The sequence below is a fragment of the Arthrobacter sp. SAFR-023 genome, assembly GCF_051965295.1.
Classification (GTDB): domain Bacteria; phylum Actinomycetota; class Actinomycetes; order Actinomycetales; family Micrococcaceae; genus Arthrobacter.
Genome location: NZ_JBQCMF010000003.1, coordinates 134202 through 150077 on the forward strand (window position 1 = coordinate 134202; position 15876 = coordinate 150077).

At 65.8% G+C, this 15876-nt stretch carries 19 protein-coding genes; 12 read left to right on the forward strand and 7 right to left on the reverse strand.

The window, feature by feature from the left end:
• Positions 1-160: 160 nt before the first annotated feature.
• Both ACTHQX_RS04795 and ACTHQX_RS04800 read right to left on the reverse strand, forming a co-directional pair.
• The gene (locus tag ACTHQX_RS04795) at positions 161-3763 is read right to left on the reverse strand and encodes a DNA polymerase III subunit alpha (protein ID WP_440156081.1); all 3603 of its coding nucleotides are present in this window, start codon (positions 3761-3763) and stop codon (positions 161-163) included.
• Complete coding sequence (locus tag ACTHQX_RS04800; RefSeq protein ID WP_440156079.1) at positions 3760-4125, reverse strand: hypothetical protein; 366 nt, start codon at positions 4123-4125, stop codon at positions 3760-3762. Before ACTHQX_RS04800 ends, ACTHQX_RS04795 begins: the two co-directional genes overlap by 4 nt.
• 155 nt (positions 4126-4280) lie before the next feature.
• Here ACTHQX_RS04800 and ACTHQX_RS04805 point away from each other — a divergent pair, with 155 nt between their 5' ends.
• Entirely contained in the window at positions 4281-4667 is a 387-nt protein-coding gene (locus ACTHQX_RS04805; RefSeq protein WP_102972335.1) for a hypothetical protein, read from the forward strand.
• 110 nt (positions 4668-4777) lie between these two features.
• Here ACTHQX_RS04805 and ACTHQX_RS04810 read toward each other — a convergent pair whose 3' ends face one another.
• The gene (locus tag ACTHQX_RS04810) at positions 4778-5104 is read right to left on the reverse strand and encodes a chorismate mutase (protein ID WP_440156077.1); all 327 of its coding nucleotides are present in this window, start codon (positions 5102-5104) and stop codon (positions 4778-4780) included.
• A 14-nt stretch (positions 5105-5118) separates the two neighbouring features.
• Between ACTHQX_RS04810 and ACTHQX_RS04815 the strand changes: the two genes are divergently transcribed.
• Positions 5119-5541, forward strand: coding sequence for a VOC family protein (locus ACTHQX_RS04815; RefSeq protein ID WP_440156075.1), 423 nt, complete (start codon positions 5119-5121; stop codon positions 5539-5541).
• Positions 5542-5601: 60 nt separating this feature from the next.
• On the opposite strand, the gene ACTHQX_RS04820 is transcribed toward ACTHQX_RS04815, so the two are convergent.
• Positions 5602-6351 carry an SOS response-associated peptidase gene (locus tag ACTHQX_RS04820; RefSeq protein ID WP_440156073.1) on the reverse strand — a complete coding sequence of 250 codons (750 nt, stop codon included), beginning with the start codon at positions 6349-6351 and terminating at the stop codon, positions 5602-5604.
• A gap of 102 nt (positions 6352-6453) precedes the next feature.
• Between ACTHQX_RS04820 and ACTHQX_RS04825 the strand changes: the two genes are divergently transcribed.
• Positions 6454-6711: a mycoredoxin gene (locus ACTHQX_RS04825; RefSeq protein ID WP_078028863.1), complete on the forward strand. Its 258-nt coding sequence runs from the start codon at positions 6454-6456 to the stop codon at positions 6709-6711.
• Positions 6712-6774: 63 nt separating this feature from the next.
• Here ACTHQX_RS04825 and ACTHQX_RS04830 read toward each other — a convergent pair whose 3' ends face one another.
• Positions 6775-7020, reverse strand: coding sequence for a hypothetical protein (locus ACTHQX_RS04830; protein ID WP_440156071.1), 246 nt, complete (start codon positions 7018-7020; stop codon positions 6775-6777).
• A 158-nt stretch (positions 7021-7178) separates the two neighbouring features.
• Between ACTHQX_RS04830 and ACTHQX_RS04835 the strand changes: the two genes are divergently transcribed.
• A complete protein-coding gene (locus ACTHQX_RS04835) occupies positions 7179-7541 on the forward strand; it encodes a VOC family protein (RefSeq protein ID WP_440156070.1) in 363 nt (120 codons plus the stop codon).
• An 81-nt stretch (positions 7542-7622) separates the two neighbouring features.
• On the opposite strand, the gene ACTHQX_RS04840 is transcribed toward ACTHQX_RS04835, so the two are convergent.
• Positions 7623-8372 (reverse strand): lipoate--protein ligase family protein, encoded by a 750-nt coding sequence (locus ACTHQX_RS04840; RefSeq protein WP_440156068.1) that lies wholly within the window; start codon positions 8370-8372, stop codon positions 7623-7625.
• Positions 8373-8388: 16 nt separating this feature from the next.
• Here ACTHQX_RS04840 and ACTHQX_RS04845 point away from each other — a divergent pair, with 16 nt between their 5' ends.
• Positions 8389-8772: a DUF2177 family protein gene (locus tag ACTHQX_RS04845; protein WP_440156066.1), complete on the forward strand. Its 384-nt coding sequence runs from the start codon at positions 8389-8391 to the stop codon at positions 8770-8772.
• A gap of 11 nt (positions 8773-8783) precedes the next feature.
• Here ACTHQX_RS04845 and ACTHQX_RS04850 read toward each other — a convergent pair whose 3' ends face one another.
• Positions 8784-9587, reverse strand: coding sequence for a thioesterase family protein (locus ACTHQX_RS04850; RefSeq protein WP_440156065.1), 804 nt, complete (start codon positions 9585-9587; stop codon positions 8784-8786).
• 147 nt (positions 9588-9734) lie between these two features.
• Here ACTHQX_RS04850 and ACTHQX_RS04855 point away from each other — a divergent pair, with 147 nt between their 5' ends.
• The 7 genes from ACTHQX_RS04855 (at position 9735) to ACTHQX_RS04885 (ending at position 15857) form a co-directional block, all read left to right on the forward strand.
• Positions 9735-10751, forward strand: coding sequence for a phosphodiester glycosidase family protein (locus tag ACTHQX_RS04855; protein ID WP_440156063.1), 1017 nt, complete (start codon positions 9735-9737; stop codon positions 10749-10751).
• 8 nt (positions 10752-10759) lie between these two features.
• The gene (locus tag ACTHQX_RS04860) at positions 10760-10963 is read left to right on the forward strand and encodes a glycosyltransferase (protein ID WP_440156062.1); all 204 of its coding nucleotides are present in this window, start codon (positions 10760-10762) and stop codon (positions 10961-10963) included.
• Between the two features lie 47 nt (positions 10964-11010).
• On the forward strand, positions 11011-11838 hold the full coding sequence (locus ACTHQX_RS04865) for a GtrA family protein (protein WP_440156061.1): 828 nt from the start codon (positions 11011-11013) through the stop codon (positions 11836-11838).
• 24 nt (positions 11839-11862) lie between these two features.
• Complete coding sequence (locus ACTHQX_RS04870) at positions 11863-12576, forward strand: DUF4956 domain-containing protein (protein ID WP_440156060.1); 714 nt, start codon at positions 11863-11865, stop codon at positions 12574-12576.
• The gene (locus ACTHQX_RS04875; protein WP_440156058.1) at positions 12573-13367 is read left to right on the forward strand and encodes a polyphosphate polymerase domain-containing protein; all 795 of its coding nucleotides are present in this window, start codon (positions 12573-12575) and stop codon (positions 13365-13367) included. The genes ACTHQX_RS04870 and ACTHQX_RS04875 overlap by 4 nt, the downstream gene beginning before the upstream one ends.
• Positions 13368-13429: 62 nt before the next feature.
• Positions 13430-14995: a carbohydrate-binding domain-containing protein gene (locus ACTHQX_RS04880; RefSeq protein WP_440156057.1), complete on the forward strand. Its 1566-nt coding sequence runs from the start codon at positions 13430-13432 to the stop codon at positions 14993-14995.
• 157 nt (positions 14996-15152) lie between these two features.
• Entirely contained in the window at positions 15153-15857 is a 705-nt protein-coding gene (locus tag ACTHQX_RS04885) for an endonuclease/exonuclease/phosphatase family protein (protein WP_440156056.1), read from the forward strand.
• Positions 15858-15876: the final 19 nt, after the last annotated feature.

Genomic DNA, 15876 nt, shown 5'->3' on the forward strand with positions numbered 1-15876 from the left:
GGTGTCTCCTATTCAAAGTTCAGGCTTCGTAGCTTGTGGCGTACGGGGACCACAGCCAGCCTCGTCAATGCTATCTGTTGCGGAAGTGGCGAGCCAAAGCGCCACGGCGGCGACCAAGTGGAACGGGGCGGCGGAAATGCGGAAATGGACGGGGGGTCGGTCAGCTTCCCAGGCCGGTGATGGCCAGGTTTCTGCTGATGCCTTCAAGGGGGCCCGGCTGCCAGAGGTCCTGTTCAGGGTGACCTGACCCGGCGTCCTCCGGTTCACGGTCAGCGCTCCCACGTTCACCGTTTTCCCGTGTGGGGAACGGCAAGGTGTCCACCTGGCTGAGGTCCCAGGCCATGCTGGCGCTGAGGCTGATGCCGCGCGGACCGGTCCGCCGGGTGGTTCCCCGGATCAGCAGCAGCCGGGTCCCGAACAGCAGCGGGCCGGCGTGTTCCTGGGCCTCATGGAAGAACACGGAATCCACGCACCCGGTGCCGTCGTCGATGCTGATGAAGACCACACGCCTGCCGCCGCGCATGGGCGGGGTCTGGGTGGCGATCCGGACACCGGCCACCAGCACCTCAGTGCCGTTGCGCAGTCCCAGCAGCTTGTCCGCGGTGGTGACGCCAAGCTTGTCCAGGAGCGGCCGGTGGCTGGACATCAGGTGTTCGCTGACGTCAACCGCCATCAGGTCGAGTTCCGCACGGACGTTTTCCACTGTGGTGGGTTCAGGCAGCCCGGGCTTGACGTTCCGCAACTCGACATCCCCCAGGGGCAGCGCGAGTTGTCCCTCGATGACCTCGGTGCCTTTCTTTGCCGGCTTGCTCTGCAGGCTTTGCAGGTGGTGGACAAGGTCTGCCCGGTTGGCTGTCCCGCCGGATTCCCGGTGCAGCGTGTCAAAGGCGCCGAGTTGGGCGAGCCGCTTGATGCTGGGTTTGCTCAGCCTGGAGCGTGCCCGCAGGTCCGCCAGTGAGTCATAGGGCTGGCCTGCAACGATCCGTTTCAGTTCAGAACCGGACAACCCGAAGATTCCGTTGAGGCTCAGCCGGATGCCCAGCTTTCCCCGGTCCGGTCCCTCCGCGACCCGCTCAACCCGGTATTCGGAACCGCTGCGGTTGATGTCCAGCGGAAGGATGGGGATGCCCATCCGCCGTGCCTCGGCCACGAGGAGACGCTTGGGGTACATCCCGGGATCGTGCTCCCACAGGCCCGCGAGGAAGGCCTCCGGATGGTGGGCCTTCAGCCAGGCGGACTGGTAGGTGGGCACGGCAAAAGCGGCGCCGTGGGCTTTGCAGAACCCGAAGCTGGCGAACGATTTCAGGGTGCCCCAGACCTTGTCCACCACCTCCGGGGAATACTTCCTGGTCTTTGCCTCGCGGCGGAAAAACTCCTCGACCTGGCCCTCCTTGACCTCGTTGCTCAGCGCCCGGCGGAACTCGTCGGCTTTGGCCAGCCCGCAGCCGGTCATCACATCAAAGGTCCGCAGGATCTGCTCGTGGAAGACCGTCACCCCATGGGTTTCCTGCAGCACCGGCTTCAGGTCTGGGTGGGGATAGGTCTCCGGCGCGAACCCGTGCCGGTGTTCGAGGAAGGGCCGGACCATGTCCGATTTCATGGGGCCGGGGCGGAACAGTGAGATGTCGATGATGAGGTCGTTGAATTCGCGCGGGGCCAGTTTGCCCACTAGCTCCCGCTGGCCGGGTGATTCGATCTGGAAGCATCCCAGGGTATGGGTGCTTCTGATCAGCTCATACGTCGGCTCATCATCCAGGGGCACGGCATTGAGGTCGATCAGGCCGTCTTCGGTGATGTAGTCCGGCCCGTTGCCCCCAGGCCCGGCGGGATGGGCTCCGGCCGCCACCACTTCAGCCTTGGAGGGGTGGATCCGGATGATCTCCCGCACGGCAAAGGCCATGGCACTTTGCATCCTGACTCCCAGGACATCCAGCTTCAGCATGCCCATCGGGTCCATGTCGTGTTTGTCGAACTGGCTCATGGGCAGGCCAAGGCCGCTGGGCTGGACCGGGGTCCGGTCCAGCAGGGTGGCATCACCGAGGATCACCCCGCAGGGGTGCATGGAGATGTGGCGCGGAAGGCGGTCCAGCCGCTCGGTGAGGTCAACCAGCAGGTCCAGCTGCTGGTTCTCGGAAAAGTTCCGCTGTTCCACCCGTCCGGCGAACTCGCGAAGTTCCGGTTTTTCTTCCAGGGCCTCCCGGAACTTCCGTGCCGAAAAGCGCCACAGCTGTTTGGCAATTTCGCCGACATCGGCGTCGTCCATCCCCAAAGCCATGCCGGCGTCCCGCACCGCACCGCGAGCGCGGTAGCCGTTTTGCATGCTCATCAGCGTGACGCGCTGGGAGCCGAACCGGTTAAAGATTTTCCGGTAGACGTTGTGCCGTTCCGCGCTTTCCACATCGATGTCGATATCCGGCAGGGTGGACCGGTCCCCGGAGAGGAACCGTTCGAAGATCAGGTCATGCTGGAGGGGGTTCACCTGGCTGATGTCGATCAGATAGTTGACCAGGCTGGAAGCACCCGATCCCCGGGCTGCCGCCCTCACATTCATGTCCAGGATCATCCGGGAAACTTCGGCCACGGTGAGGAAGTAGGAGGCAAAGCCGAGGCGGGCGATGATCTTCAGCTCATGCTGCAGCCTGGCGCGCATGTCTGCTTCCGCCTTCCCGGAGATGCCGGGGAACCGCCGGGCAATTCCGGCCTCGCAGCGCTGGGCAAGTTCGGCCAGCGGGTCCCCTTCAATGCCGATGACGGCGGCCTCGGGCACCACCGGCTGCTTCCAGCCCATGTCGGACACAGGATCCATGCGGCAACGGTCCGCGAGCGCCTCAGTCTGCGCGAGCAGCACCTGGAGATCGGCGGCACCGTAGCCGGCGGCATGGATGATTTCCTTGCCCAGCTCCACCATTTGGTCCGGGGTTTTCAGCCAGCCCTGCCCGTTGGGCTGGAGCAGCGGCTCGGCGGAGAGTTCAGGAAGCGACTTGAGCGTGCGGGCCGAATCCAGGACGTCGGCGGTGGCTGCCCCGTCCTCCTCGCAGTACCGGACGGCGTTGGTGAGAACCGCCGGCACGCCGTACTCCTGCGCCAGCTTGAGCATGCGGACGGCGTGGGCAGTGCTTAAGGGTTCGCCCGGTGCGCTGAGGTGGGTGACGATCTCTGCCGCGACGCTTCCGGCGGGCATGGCGTCCAGCCAGCCCTTGAAAAGGGTGCGGGGCCGGAGGTACCGCCGCCCGCCCAGTGCGAGGCCGACGTCGGAATCCGGGCCCAGCAGCACGGTGAGTACCGGTTTCAGGGTTTCCGGGTCCAGGACGCGTGAGGCGAGTTCAGCCCTGGTGACAGCAACGGGCACCGCTCCCCCGGCCTTGCCCGTGGTGCGGGCGTGTGCGTCGGAGATCAGCCGGCACAGTGCCTTGTACCCCGCACCGTTGTTGTGGCCGTGGGCGAGGACGATTACCCGTCCGGTGACGCGGTCCGCGGAAAACCGTTTTTTGGAAAACCGGGCGCCAGCCATCTGTGCATCAGGCAACCCGTCCTCATGGTCCCCCTCGTCGTCGAACACTGACAGATCCACGCCGACCACCGGGTCAATCCCGGCGGCCATGCATGCCTTGAGGTGTTTTACGGTGCCATAGAGGCCGTCCCGGTCAGTGCACCCAAGGGCGGTTGTTCCCTGGGCCGCTGCCGCCTGGGCAAGTTCGTCTGGCCAGGAGACACCGTAGTGGGCGCTGAAGGCGGTGGAAACGTGTAGGTGGGTGAAGCTCATGCTGATTTGTGCTGGAGTGCGTCTTTGGGCCGGAGGGCGTCGTGGATACGGAGCAGCCGCCAACGTCCGCTGCCGGTATGCCGCACCAGGTCAAGGGTTAGTGGTTCAGGGGGTTCTGCAGCCGGAGTTTCCTGCGGGCTTCTTCTGCCGGCAGGCAGGACCTGAACCCGCCAGATCTCATGGTCAACAAGCCCGGGGCCGCTACCCAGCGGGGCGCGCCGTTCCTCGGCCCACCACTGGCGGCGTTCGTACCAGCGCAAGGGTTCGGCGCAGACCCGGTATTCCCTGCCGCCCCAGCGAAGCTCTGCCGGCTCTCCGGTAGGTGCGCAGTCGACGTCAACAGACTCGCTGAACGTTCCCATGGGTGCCTCCGGATACCAATCTCATCCTGCAGAAAATACGCAGTCACATAAGCAAGCATTCGAACATGTATTCGAATAGTTCCAGTCTACGCCGGGCCGGGGACAAAACCTAGATGGGTGTGGACTGACGGCGGCTCACAGGGCAGGATGGTGCCATGAGTTCCAATGACGCGCTCCTGAAGCAGGTAAGCATCGCCGCCAAAGAAAGCACATTGGTGGCCAGGTTCGATATCGACGGCAACATTCCAGCATCGGGCGCCTTTGTTGTGGGGCTCGTGGCTGCCACTCCGGATTATTCTCATCAACGGAGGCTGGGAATCGAGTTCATGAACGGCGAGGCGGTCTCGATCTACTCCTTCAGCCATGACGGCACGGAGGAGAACTTCGACCTCAGCAGCGTTGAGCACTCGGGCAATACCATCACGGGCAACTTCCCCATGAGCACGGTGCTGGGGCTGGACAAGAGCCACCTGATGTCCGCGTTCAGCGAGGCCGACGGGCGGGAATTCCAGTCCGGCGTGCCTGTCGAGGAGAAGCTCTAGAGGGTCAGCGGCCCCCGCGAGCGGCACCGGGCAGCAGCCCGGATCAGCCGGCCCCGCGCCCCGGCGCGCCTTTCAGCTGACGGAACCTGTCCGCAGCCTGAGGCAACAGCTCAGCTGTTGTCGTTGTGGATTTTCATCTCCAGCTCGATGAACTTCGAGATCATGGCCCGATACGTGGTTTCCACGATGTCCGGGTCTATTTCTTTCTTCTCGGCGGCCGCGCGCACATGCTCGATGACCCGCTCCACGCGTCCCGGCGCCCGTACTTCGGCGTCGTCACCTTTCAGGCCTCCCGCGATGCGGATCAGGCGCTCGCGCCGGGCGATCAGCGTGACGATCTGCTCGTCCACCTCATCCACCGCGACCCGCACGGCGGCGAGCTGTTCCCGGTCAGCCTGGGCGTTTTTCTCGTCTCCGTGATTTGTGGGCATGATCATGACAGTATCGAACCATGCAGCCCAGAGTCGATTTTATTTCATTGGGAGTGCGCAGCGTGGCCGCTTCCCGGCGCTTCTATGTGGACGGCCTGGGTTGGCCTGTCCACCGTGAGGTTCCAGATGAGGTGGTCTTTATCCAGGCCAACCACGGCCTGATTCTTTCCCTGTGGGATGCCGGGCAGATGCGGGCCGAGGCCGCCGTTGATGCTCCGGCCGAAGTCCCCTGCATTACGCTCAGCCACAACGTCGGCAGCGCCGAGCAGGTAAACCAGGTAATGGCCCAGGCAGAGGCGGCCGGCGCGTCCGTCGTGGCCCCTCCCAAGACCCAGCCATGGGGCGGTTACACCGCATACTTCGCCGATCCGGACGGCTTCCGCTGGGAAATTGCCTTTAACCCCTCGTGGACAGTGGACGACGGCGGCCAGGTCACCGTCTGATTGCAGGCCCGGCCCTGATTCCGGCCAGGTCCGCCAGCCCGTGAACCTCAGAAGCCAGCCTCAGAAGAGTGCCTCCACGGGCTCGATGAGCTCCGGGGAGTTGTTGCGGACGTTGCCCACAGCCTTGCCCACGGAGTCCACCCGCCAGCCTGCGGCAACGTCCTTCACGCCGGACCGGACTAGGTCCACCAGGCCGGCAGCGTCGTCAACCTGCGGGTCAAGCCAGGCCGCCATGGTGTCGCGGCTCATGGGCAGCGGGACGCGGTCGTGGAGCGCTGTCAGTTCGGCGAACACCGTTCCTTCAGTTCCCGCCGGCGGCGAGTCCGCCGTCATGATGGACATCGAGAGCATCCACTGGGCGGGCTCACCCGGCGGTACGGACGGGTCCTTCCACCACTCGTACAGTCCGGCGAAGGCCATGGCGGATTCGTCGCGGGGGTGGACGTAGTAGGGCTGCTTGCTGCGGCCCTCCCCCTGCTTCCACTCGTAGTAGCCGTCCGCCGGGACGGCGCAGCGCCTTGACTGCACCGCCTTGCGGAAGGCCGGCTTCTCGAGGACCGACTCGCTCCTGGCGTTGATCATCTTCGCGCCGATGCCCGGACTCTTCGCCCACGACGGCACCAGGCCCCAGCGGGCGACGTGCAGCTGGCGGACCGTGTCGCCGTCGATAAGCCGTTCCAGGACGATGGGCGCACCGTCCGTCGGCGCAACGTTCCACGACGGCGGGATTTCGGTTTCGTTCTCAAGCTCGGCGTCGAATTCGGCCAGCAGATCCCCTACTGCCCGGGCCATGACGTAACGTCCACACATGGCACCAGCATGCCATTGCAACAGAGGCTGGGGAATACCGGTGCCCGGGTTACGGTTGTGGGGAAGGAAACCGACAGGACCATATCAATCCGAGGAGAGCCCGTGGACTTTACCCCCGAAGACGGCACCATCACCATGTTCTCGACCACCTGGTGCGGCTACTGCAACCGGCTGAAGAAGCAGCTGGACGCCCAGGGCATCGGCTACACCGAGATCAACATCGAAGAGGTTGACGGCACGGCCGAACTCGTGGAGCAGATCAACGGCGGCAACCGCACCGTACCCACCGTTCTCTTTCCGGACGGCACCGCTGCCACGAACCCGTCCGCAGCCGAGGTCAAGAGCAGGCTCGCCGCGTAGGGCTGACGCCGCAGTTCAGATTCACCAGTAAAGGCACCGGAGTCCGGTGCCTTTACTGTTTGTTCAGACTTTTTCGTCGATCCGGTCCCGCACCGGCGTGCGAGGATGGGCCTCCGTGCGGCGGGGCTCCCGGCGGCGGGCCAGGAAGGCCCACAGCCTGGTGTCGTCCGCGTGGGTCCGGGGTTCCGGACGGTCCACGGGCTTCCCGGGCGCAGCTTCGGGCGGCGCCGGTTCCCGGTGCACCTCGGGTTTCCGGAGGGCATCCTTCCGGGTGTCCCAGCCGAAATCCGCCCGCGATGAATAGCACATCACCGACCTCCTTTTTCAGCGGCTGTTCCTTAATCGTCCTCTCCTGCGCGTTTGAAATCGACAGGTCCGGGTACGAAAATCCCGGCGGGCCCGCTCCTGGTGACGGCCAGTCCAGCGCGTTACAGTTCGAGTTCCTTCCCGCGTTCCAAAGGATTGCCGTGAGTCCAGTTTCCCCGCAGATCGGCACCGTCTTTGTCCCCGTCAGCGATATCGAGGAAGCCCGCGACTGGTATTGCGGCATGCTGGGCGTGCCCGCCGATGGCAAGGTCCTGATGGGCCATCTGTACATACTGCCCATGGAGGGGGCGGGCCTTGTCCTGGACAGCAAGATCTACTCCCCCGGCGCCGTCTTCCAGGTTCCTGCGTTCCACTTCAACACCGCCGACATCCATGCGGCGCATGCCTTCATGAAAACCCGGGGCGTGGAACTTACCGAGGTCAACGATGACCAATGGTTCAATTTCCGGGACCCGGACGGAAACGTCCTCATGATCTGCCAGATCCCCCCGGCCACCGAATGACACGGGCCCCACATTGACCGCGCCGAACCAAAACTGTGATGAACGAAAACGCGCCGAACCAACCGGCGCCAGGGTGCCGCGCTAGGCGATAAGACTGCTGAAGTCCGCCTGCCCCATCGTGGCGTACTCCGCGTAGGTGCGGACCACCGCGTCCTCGATGGCCTGCACGTCAAGGCCGGGCACAAGGTCGTTGGCGGCCCCGGCAGTCGCGGGATCCCAGTCCAGGCCCAGGGCGTCATAGCTGGCCGTCAGCACCTCGCGGATGGGCGCGGAGTTCTCCACCACCACGACGGAGCTGAACAGCCAGGCGCCGGACACCACACGCTGGGCGGTGCCCACCAGCTTGATTTTGTGGGCGGGGGCCGCGGGCGCGAAGCCGTGCACGCTGTACTCACCCGGGCAGTACTCCCCCGGGATCTCCCCGACGGCGGCATGCACGCCCACGCTCTGCAGTGCCCCCGCCAGCATCTCGCCGAAAAACGCGAAGCGCCCCTTGGCTCCGGCGATGGCGTCGCTGTGCGGCTCCACATGGTCGATGATGAGGGTGCCTTCGTGGTAGGCGGCAGCGCGGCCCCCGGCCTTGCGGATCAGCGGTTCGAACCCCAGTTCCCGGCAGGCCTGGGCGGCGGCGCCGAAGCCGGGCAGGCGGGTGTCGCGCTGGCCGAAGGCAACCGTCGGTGCGGGCCGGTACAGCCGAAGCGTGGATCCGATGTCCCCGGCCCTGGCCTTGCCGAGCAGTTCGATCCCGAAATCGAGGTCACGCACGGCGCCGAGGGACTGCTCTTGCCGAACGAGCGTCAGAGTCCGTGAATCAGCCCCGGCCTGCTGCATGTTGCTAAGCTCCCTTATGGTCGTGTTGCAATTTCTGGTCGTCGCCGCTGCTTTCGCCGTGATCGACGCCGTGTGGCTCAAGCTCATGAACCCGTTCTACCGCAGCCACATCGGTGAATTGCTGGCCAGCCGGCCCCATCTAGGGTACGCCGTGGCGTTCTACTTGATTTACATTTCGGGCATCGTTTTCTTCGCCCTGCGGCCGGCGCTCGACGGCGGCACGTGGCTGACCGCCGTCGGCCATGGGGCGGCGCTGGGCGCTTTCGCCTACGCAACGTACGACCTCACCAACGCCGCGACACTGAAGACCTGGCCGCTGCAGCTCATCGTCGTGGACATGGCATGGGGCGCGCTGCTGACCGGCCTCGCCACGCTGGCGGGCTGGCTGGTCTTCCACTAGGCGGCCCGCGGTCAGCTCCTCCGCAGCGTGAGGATCTGTTCCGCCCGGCCGAACGGGCCGGACCGGTCATGAAGCACTGTCGAGGTGAGGCCGATGCCGTCAGCACCGAAAGACACGGCATTGTCCAGCCCGAGCCACTCGCCCTCCGGCCGCCGGTACATGTGGATCTGGAGGTCCAGGTTCGGGAAGGCGTAGCTGTCCTTGCCCGGAGGCACCCGCGCGGCGATGCCGTTGGCGGTGTCCACGAGCCCCATGAGCCTTGCCACGTCCGTGCTGTCATTTCTGTCCGTCAGCGGATGGTCCGTGCGCAGCCACACTTTCCCGGCGCCGGGCCGGTGGCCTTCCGCCACCCTCATTTCCAGGGAGCGGATGTAGCCTCCCGGCCACACGCTCGCACCGTCATAGGGCTTGCATTCTTCCGGCGAGGGAATGGTCCCGTCCTCGACGGCGGCCACGGCGGTCGTATCGCTGGTAACCATGCGCCAGGCCGTCGCCCTGATGGCCACACGGCCGGCCGCCACCAGTTCAGCCTGCAGCAGCTCGATGGTGCGTCCGGGGCGCAGCGTCGCGGTGACGATTTCAAATTCACCGCCGGGGATCAGTCCCAGGATTTCGTAGCTGAGCCTGGCCATCCGCATGTCGTCCCGGGGTTCGTGCCGGTCCAGCCGGTCCGCCAGGAGCCCGGACGCCGGGGCCATGTGCTGTTCGTGGGCGTTCCAGGCCCCCTGGGCGTGGATGGTGGAGCGGAAACGGCCGCCGCCCAGGTCCTGGTAGTAGAAGTCGCCGCCGGCGAGTTCCGGGAGTTCAGCAGTCAACGGTGACTCCTTCGAAGCGTGATCGGTTAATCCCGGTTCACTCTATCGCTTCCGGCATATGGAGCGCGGCCGGCCGGCAGCGGGTTTCACAGCTTCCTCAAATGCCCGGCTCACGGCCGGCATAAGTCCGGTCCCTACAAATGATGCATGACCTCACAGCAGAACACCCCCACCGAAGAAATTTCCTCCGGCGAAGCCGCCCCGCAGGGCCCAGCCCGCGAGCGCAGCCAGGCAAGGCCGAGGCGCCGTGCCGTCCTCGCCGCGGCACTTGCATTGACGCTGTCCGCCGGTGGCGCCTCCGCCTGGGCGCTGGACAGGTTCGTGGTGCAGCACGTGGAAATCTCCGATGTGTCCGCCTATGAGGCAGCCCAGGGCGCGTCCTCCGGGACCACGGCAGTGGGATCGTCCGCCTCCGTCACGGACACCTCCTACTCGGCCGACGGCGCCAACATCAGCATCTCCACGGTGGTCACCGGCAGCGGTGACAGCACGGTCACCTACTACGTTGCCGACGTCGTCCTTGACGATGCGACGACGCTCAAGTCCGCGTTCGCCGACGACAGTTTCGGCGAGAACATCACCCAGACCACCTCGGAAATCGCGGCTGCCCACAACGCGGTCTTCGCCATCAACGGCGACTACTACGGCTTCCGGGACACCGGCATCGTGATCCGCAACGGAGTTGTCTACCGCGATGAGGGCGCCCGCCAGGGGCTGGCGTTCTACCGGGACGGGACCGTGAAGGTCTACGACGAAACCGCCACCAACGCTGAGCAGCTGGTCTCCGACGGCGTGTGGAACACCCTGTCCTTCGGGCCGGCAATCGTCCAGGACAGCCGGATCGTGGACGGCATCGAGGACGTCGAGGTGGACACCAACTTCGGCAACCATTCCATCCAGGGCGAGCAGCCGCGCACCGCGGTGGGGCTCATCGGCACCAACCATCTGGTCTTTGTGGTGGCTGACGGCCGCAGTCCGGGTTACAGCGCCGGCGTGACCATGACGGGAATGGCGCAGATCATGAAGGATCTCGGCGCAGAAACGGCGTACAACCTCGACGGCGGCGGCTCCTCCACCATGTATTTCAACGGCGAACTGGTCAACAATCCGCTGGGTGCAAACCGCGAGCGCGGAACCTCGGACATCCTGTACATCGGCAAGTGAGTCCCGCCGTGATCATCCTGATCCCCGCCTACGAGCCCGACACCCAGCTCCTTAAAGTGATTGGCGCGATCCGCGCGTCGGACCCCGCACTCAGTCTCGTCGTCGTCGATGACGGCAGCGGCCCGGCCTACGCTCAAATTTTCGACGGTGCCCGCCGGGCCGGCGCGCATGTCATCAGCCATCCGGCAAACCGGGGCAAGGGTCCGCGCTGAAAACCGGGCTTGGCTTCATTCTGGACCGTTTCCCCGGCCAGGACGTGGTGTGCGCGGACAGCGACGGCCAGCACAGCGTCGTGGACATCCTGCGCGTGGCCGGCCTGGCCGGGACGGACGCCACCTCCATGGTGCTCGGTGCCCGCACTTTCGCTGGCGACGTCCCCGTACGCAGCCGCTTCGGCAACGCCGCCACCCGGCTGCTGTTCCGGCTGGCTACCGGCGAGCGCATCTCCGACACGCAGACGGGGCTGCGCGGCTACCCGGCAGCCATGCTGCCCTGGCTCCTGACGGTGGGCGGCGAGCGGTACGAATACGAACTGAACCTCCTGCTTGAGGCCAAGGCGGCCGGATATGGCATTGCCTGCGTGGGCATCGCCACGATCTACCTTGATCACAACTCCGGATCGCACTTCCGGCCGCTCGCGGACTCAGTGCGCATCTATGCCCCGCTGCTGAAGTTCCTGCTGTCGTCCTTCGCCGGCTTCCTGATCGACACCGTCGCCTTCCTTGTCCTCAACGCAGCCACCGACTCTGTACTGGCGGCCGTCGTCGGTGCCCGGTGCCTGAGCGCAACGGCCAACTTCCTGATCAACCGCCGGCTGGTGTTCAAACACGGCCGCGAGAAGCCGGCCCGCGCCACGGCGGCCAGATACTTCGCCCTCGCGCTGTCCCTGCTGGCGGCCAACTACGCACTCCTCACGGCGCTCGCAGGCGCCGGCGTCGCGGACCTGCCGGCCAAGCTGTTTACCGAAGTGGCCCTGTGCGCCGTGAGCTACGCCATCCAGCAGCGGTTCCTTTTCGCCGAAGGTCACAAACCAGACCTTGTTCCGGCACAGCCCCGGCACAGCTTGGCCGTGAATCGTAACAAGTAGCCCGCCACGAGACCCGGAGAATCCATGAACCACCTGATCCTTATCGCCGCAGACGTCATCGCCATCTGCGTGCTCACCTTCGCACTTTACGTCCGCCGCCACCGGCGCAGGGACCTGGCCGTGTCCTACCTTGGGATGAACATCGGCGTCCTGGCCGTGGCCACAGCGCTCGCCGGTTCCGCCGCCGGCCTGGGACTTGGGCTGGGCCTCTTCGGGGTTCTCTCGATCATCCGTCTCCGTTCCACCGAACTGGCCCAGCACGAGGTGGCCTACTATTTCTCCGCGCTGGCCCTGGGCCTGATCTCGGGCGTCGGCGTCGAACCGGTCTGGCTGACGCTCTGCCTCATGGGACTGGTGCTTGCCGTGATGTTCGTCGGCGACCACGAGCGGGTCCTTCCCGCCTACCGGCACCAGACCGTTGTCCTGGACCGCGCCATTTCCCGCGAGGACGAACTCACGGCCCGGCTTGAGGAACTGCTCGCCGCGAAGGTCCACACCGTCACCGTGCAGGAACTGGACCTGGTGAACGACAAGACCGTCGTGGACGTCCGCTATGCCTGCCTTCCCGCCCGCGGAACCCGAGTGGCCGGTCCAGACAGCACTGGGTTGGACCGCGCCGGGTTGGACAGCCCCGCCGGAACCCCGACGGCATGGCACGAGGCGCTGCCGGCCCACGAAGAGCTCCAGCCGCAGACCCCCGCACCGCAGGCAGCTCCAGCCCCGGCAGGTGCGGCATGAGCTCAACACCCGCTACCGACGCGGCGATACTCACGAACCTGGCCGCACTGCCGCCAATCGGGCTCGAGGAGCTAAACGCCGAAGCCGCCCTGCAGACCCGGGTAGACCGGAAGTACGTGGTCCCCGCCGCGACCGCCCGGCAGGTGCTGGCAACCTTCGCGGGCCGGGCCCGGGTCCTCGAAATGGACGGGCTCCGGTCCTTCGCCTACGACTCCGTCTACTTCGACACCCCGCAACTGCACAGCTACATGCTGGCGGCGGGCGGCCGGCGCCGCCGCTACAAGATCCGCACCCGGACCTACGCCGACACCGGCACCAGCTTCCTCGAAGTCAAGACCGAGGGGTTACGGGCGGCCACCGTCAAGGAACGCATCCCCTATGACATCGCGGACCGTTCCCGGCTCACCGCAGAGGGCCTGGAGTACGTCAACGAAACTCTGGCCACGGCCGTTGGCGACGTTCCGGACGGCGCCCTGGGTCCGGTGCTGGAGACCCGCTACCGCCGGACCACCCTCTACCTCCCGGAGTCCGGCAGCCGCGCAACGATCGATTCGGGCGTCACGTGGCAGACCGGGGACGGCCAGCCGTGGGTACTGGCGGGCAGCGTAGTGCTCGAGACCAAATCAGGGTCGGCCGCCGGACCGCTGGACAGGCACCTCTGGCAGCACGGTGTGCGGCCGTCCAGGATCTCCAAGTTCGCCACCGGGATGGCCGCACTGCACCCGCACCTGCCCGCCAACCGCTGGAACCGGACGCTCCGGCACAGCCTGCGGCTTGCCCCCGCAGCCTGACCCGCCCCCTGCTTTCGCCCTCCGAGACCCCCAAGACCTCCCCGACCTCCAAAGGAACCACCATGCGTAAATTCAGCAAGACCTTCTCCGTGGCCGCCTTCGCCCTGGCCCTCAGCCTCGCCGGCTGCTCCGCCTCGGGAAGCACCGCCTCCAACGGAACGGCCGGCGGCAGCCAGTCCGGCACCACCACAGCGTCCAGCACCCAGATGGTGACAGCAGCCTCGATCTCCGAGGACACCCATTACGACGCCGACGACCTCACCTGGGATGCGGCCAAGGAGGTGGCCGTCACGCTCAAGGACGGTTCCTCCGCTGCGGCGGGCTCCGCCGCCGGGGTAAAGGTCGACGGCGACACCGTCACCATCACAGCCGCCGGGACCTACCGGCTGTCAGGTGATCTCAGTGACGGCAAGGTGGTGGTCGCTGCCGGCGAGGAGGACGTGGTCCGCGTGATCCTCGATGGCGTGGCCCTCGCCAGCTCAACAGGCTCGGCATTCGTCGTGCAAAGCGCCAACGAGGCCATCCTGTTCCTTGACGAAGGCACCACCAACTCCATCAAGGACGCTGCAACATACGCTGACCAGGGAACCGACGCCCCGAACGCGGCGATCTACTCCATGGCCGACCTCACCCTGGCCGGGACAGGCTCACTCGAGGTCACCGGCCAGTCCAACGACGGCATCGTGTCCAAGGACGGCCTGGTCCTGGCCGGCGGCAACGTCACTGTGAAAGCCGCCGACGACGGCATCCGCGGCAAGGACTACGCAGTGCTACTGGACGGCACCTACCAGATCACGGCCGGTGGTGACGGCTTCAAATCGGACAACGACACGGACGACGGCCGCGGCTGGCTCCTGGTCAACGGCGGCAAGCTCACTGTCAGCGCCGGGGACGACGGCGTCAAGGCGCAGAACCAGCTCGCCATCACGAACGGCACGGTGACGGTAACGGACTCCTCTGAAGGCCTCGAAGCCCAGGACATCGCGGTCAGCGGCGGGACGGTCTCGGTGACCGCCACGGATGATGGTGTGAACGCCTCGGGCGGGGCCTCAACCGCGGCCCAGTCGGGTGGCGGCATGGGTGGCGGCCCCGGCGGCGGGGAGTCGGTGGGCGACTACAGCGTGGACATCTCCGGCGGCTCCCTCACCATCAATTCCGAGGGCGACGGCCTGGACTCCAACGGCAACGCCTCCGTCTCCGGCGGCTCTGTGGTGGTCAACGGGCCCGAAACCAACGGCAACGGTGCGCTGGATGTCAATGGCGAGCTGGCAGTCAGCGGCGGAACCGTTGCCGCGGCGGGAAGCGCGGGCATGGTGGTCACCCCGGGGACAACCTCCACACAGTCAGGTGTGCAGGTAACTTTCGCCTCGACCGTGCCGGCGGGCACCACTGTGCAGCTGGCCGACACCGAGGGCATGCTCGTGGCCACGTTTGTGCCCACCAAAGCCACCGGCTCGCTGGTCTTTTCTTCGGCGGCCATCGAAGCAGGAAAGCAGTACACGGTGTACACCGGGGGCGCGGCGAAGGTGCAGTCGGGTCTGGGCGAGGGCTCCCTCGACGGCGGGACGGAGCTCGGCGCGGTCACGGCCGGGGAATACACGCAGGGACACGGCCCCGGCGGAAGGTAATCCAGGCCAGACGCCACAGCACCCGGTGGGATGCGGCATGCGTCCGGCGCGGCATATTTTGCCCCGCCGGACGCGCGCTTAATGTGCGGATCTCCATATGATGATCTGGGTAGACTCGGAGACTGGTCCTTCTAGCAGCCCTCAGAAGAGGTGTTCGATGCGAGTTATTAGCTACAACCTCCGCAAGCACAAGGCGAGCGGTGAATTGATGAGTCTGGCCCGCAACTTTGGGATAGACGTCCTCTGCCTTCAGGAATGTGACTCATCCGATCTGCCGGACACGCTCGGCCCGCTCCATCTGGCCGACTACACCAAGGGCAACAGGCTGGGCCTGGCCATCTACTACCGGACTGACCGGTTCACTGCCCTGGATACCCAGACCTTCGCCCTGAAGAAGTCGATGCACGACCGCGTAATGGCACCCGCCCACGAGCGGCTGATCGGCACCCGGATGGTGGACCGTGAAACCGACCATGAGCTGGTAGTGGGTTCGTTCCACGCCGCCCCGCTCACCGCGTCAAACTCCCTGCGGCGCAAGCAGATCCACGCCGCGCACGCCGAGCTGCTGAGCATGGGCACCGGCCTCATGACGCTGATGGTGGGCGACTTCAACTACCCGTTCTTCACCAAGAGCCTTGACACGCACATGAAGAACTCCGGCTACGCCCTGTCCCTGAGCAACCGCAGGACCTACACCCGGTACAAGGTCTTCAAGGGCCACTTCGACTTTGCCACCTCGCTGGGCCTGGACATCGAAAGCGTGGAAACCCTCCCCCGGGGGAAGTCCGACCACCTGCCCATCCTGGTGACGGCCGAATACGGCGCCGACCGGTCACCGATCAAAGGGCAGCCCGTTTCCTAAACCCAACTAGGTAGCACCT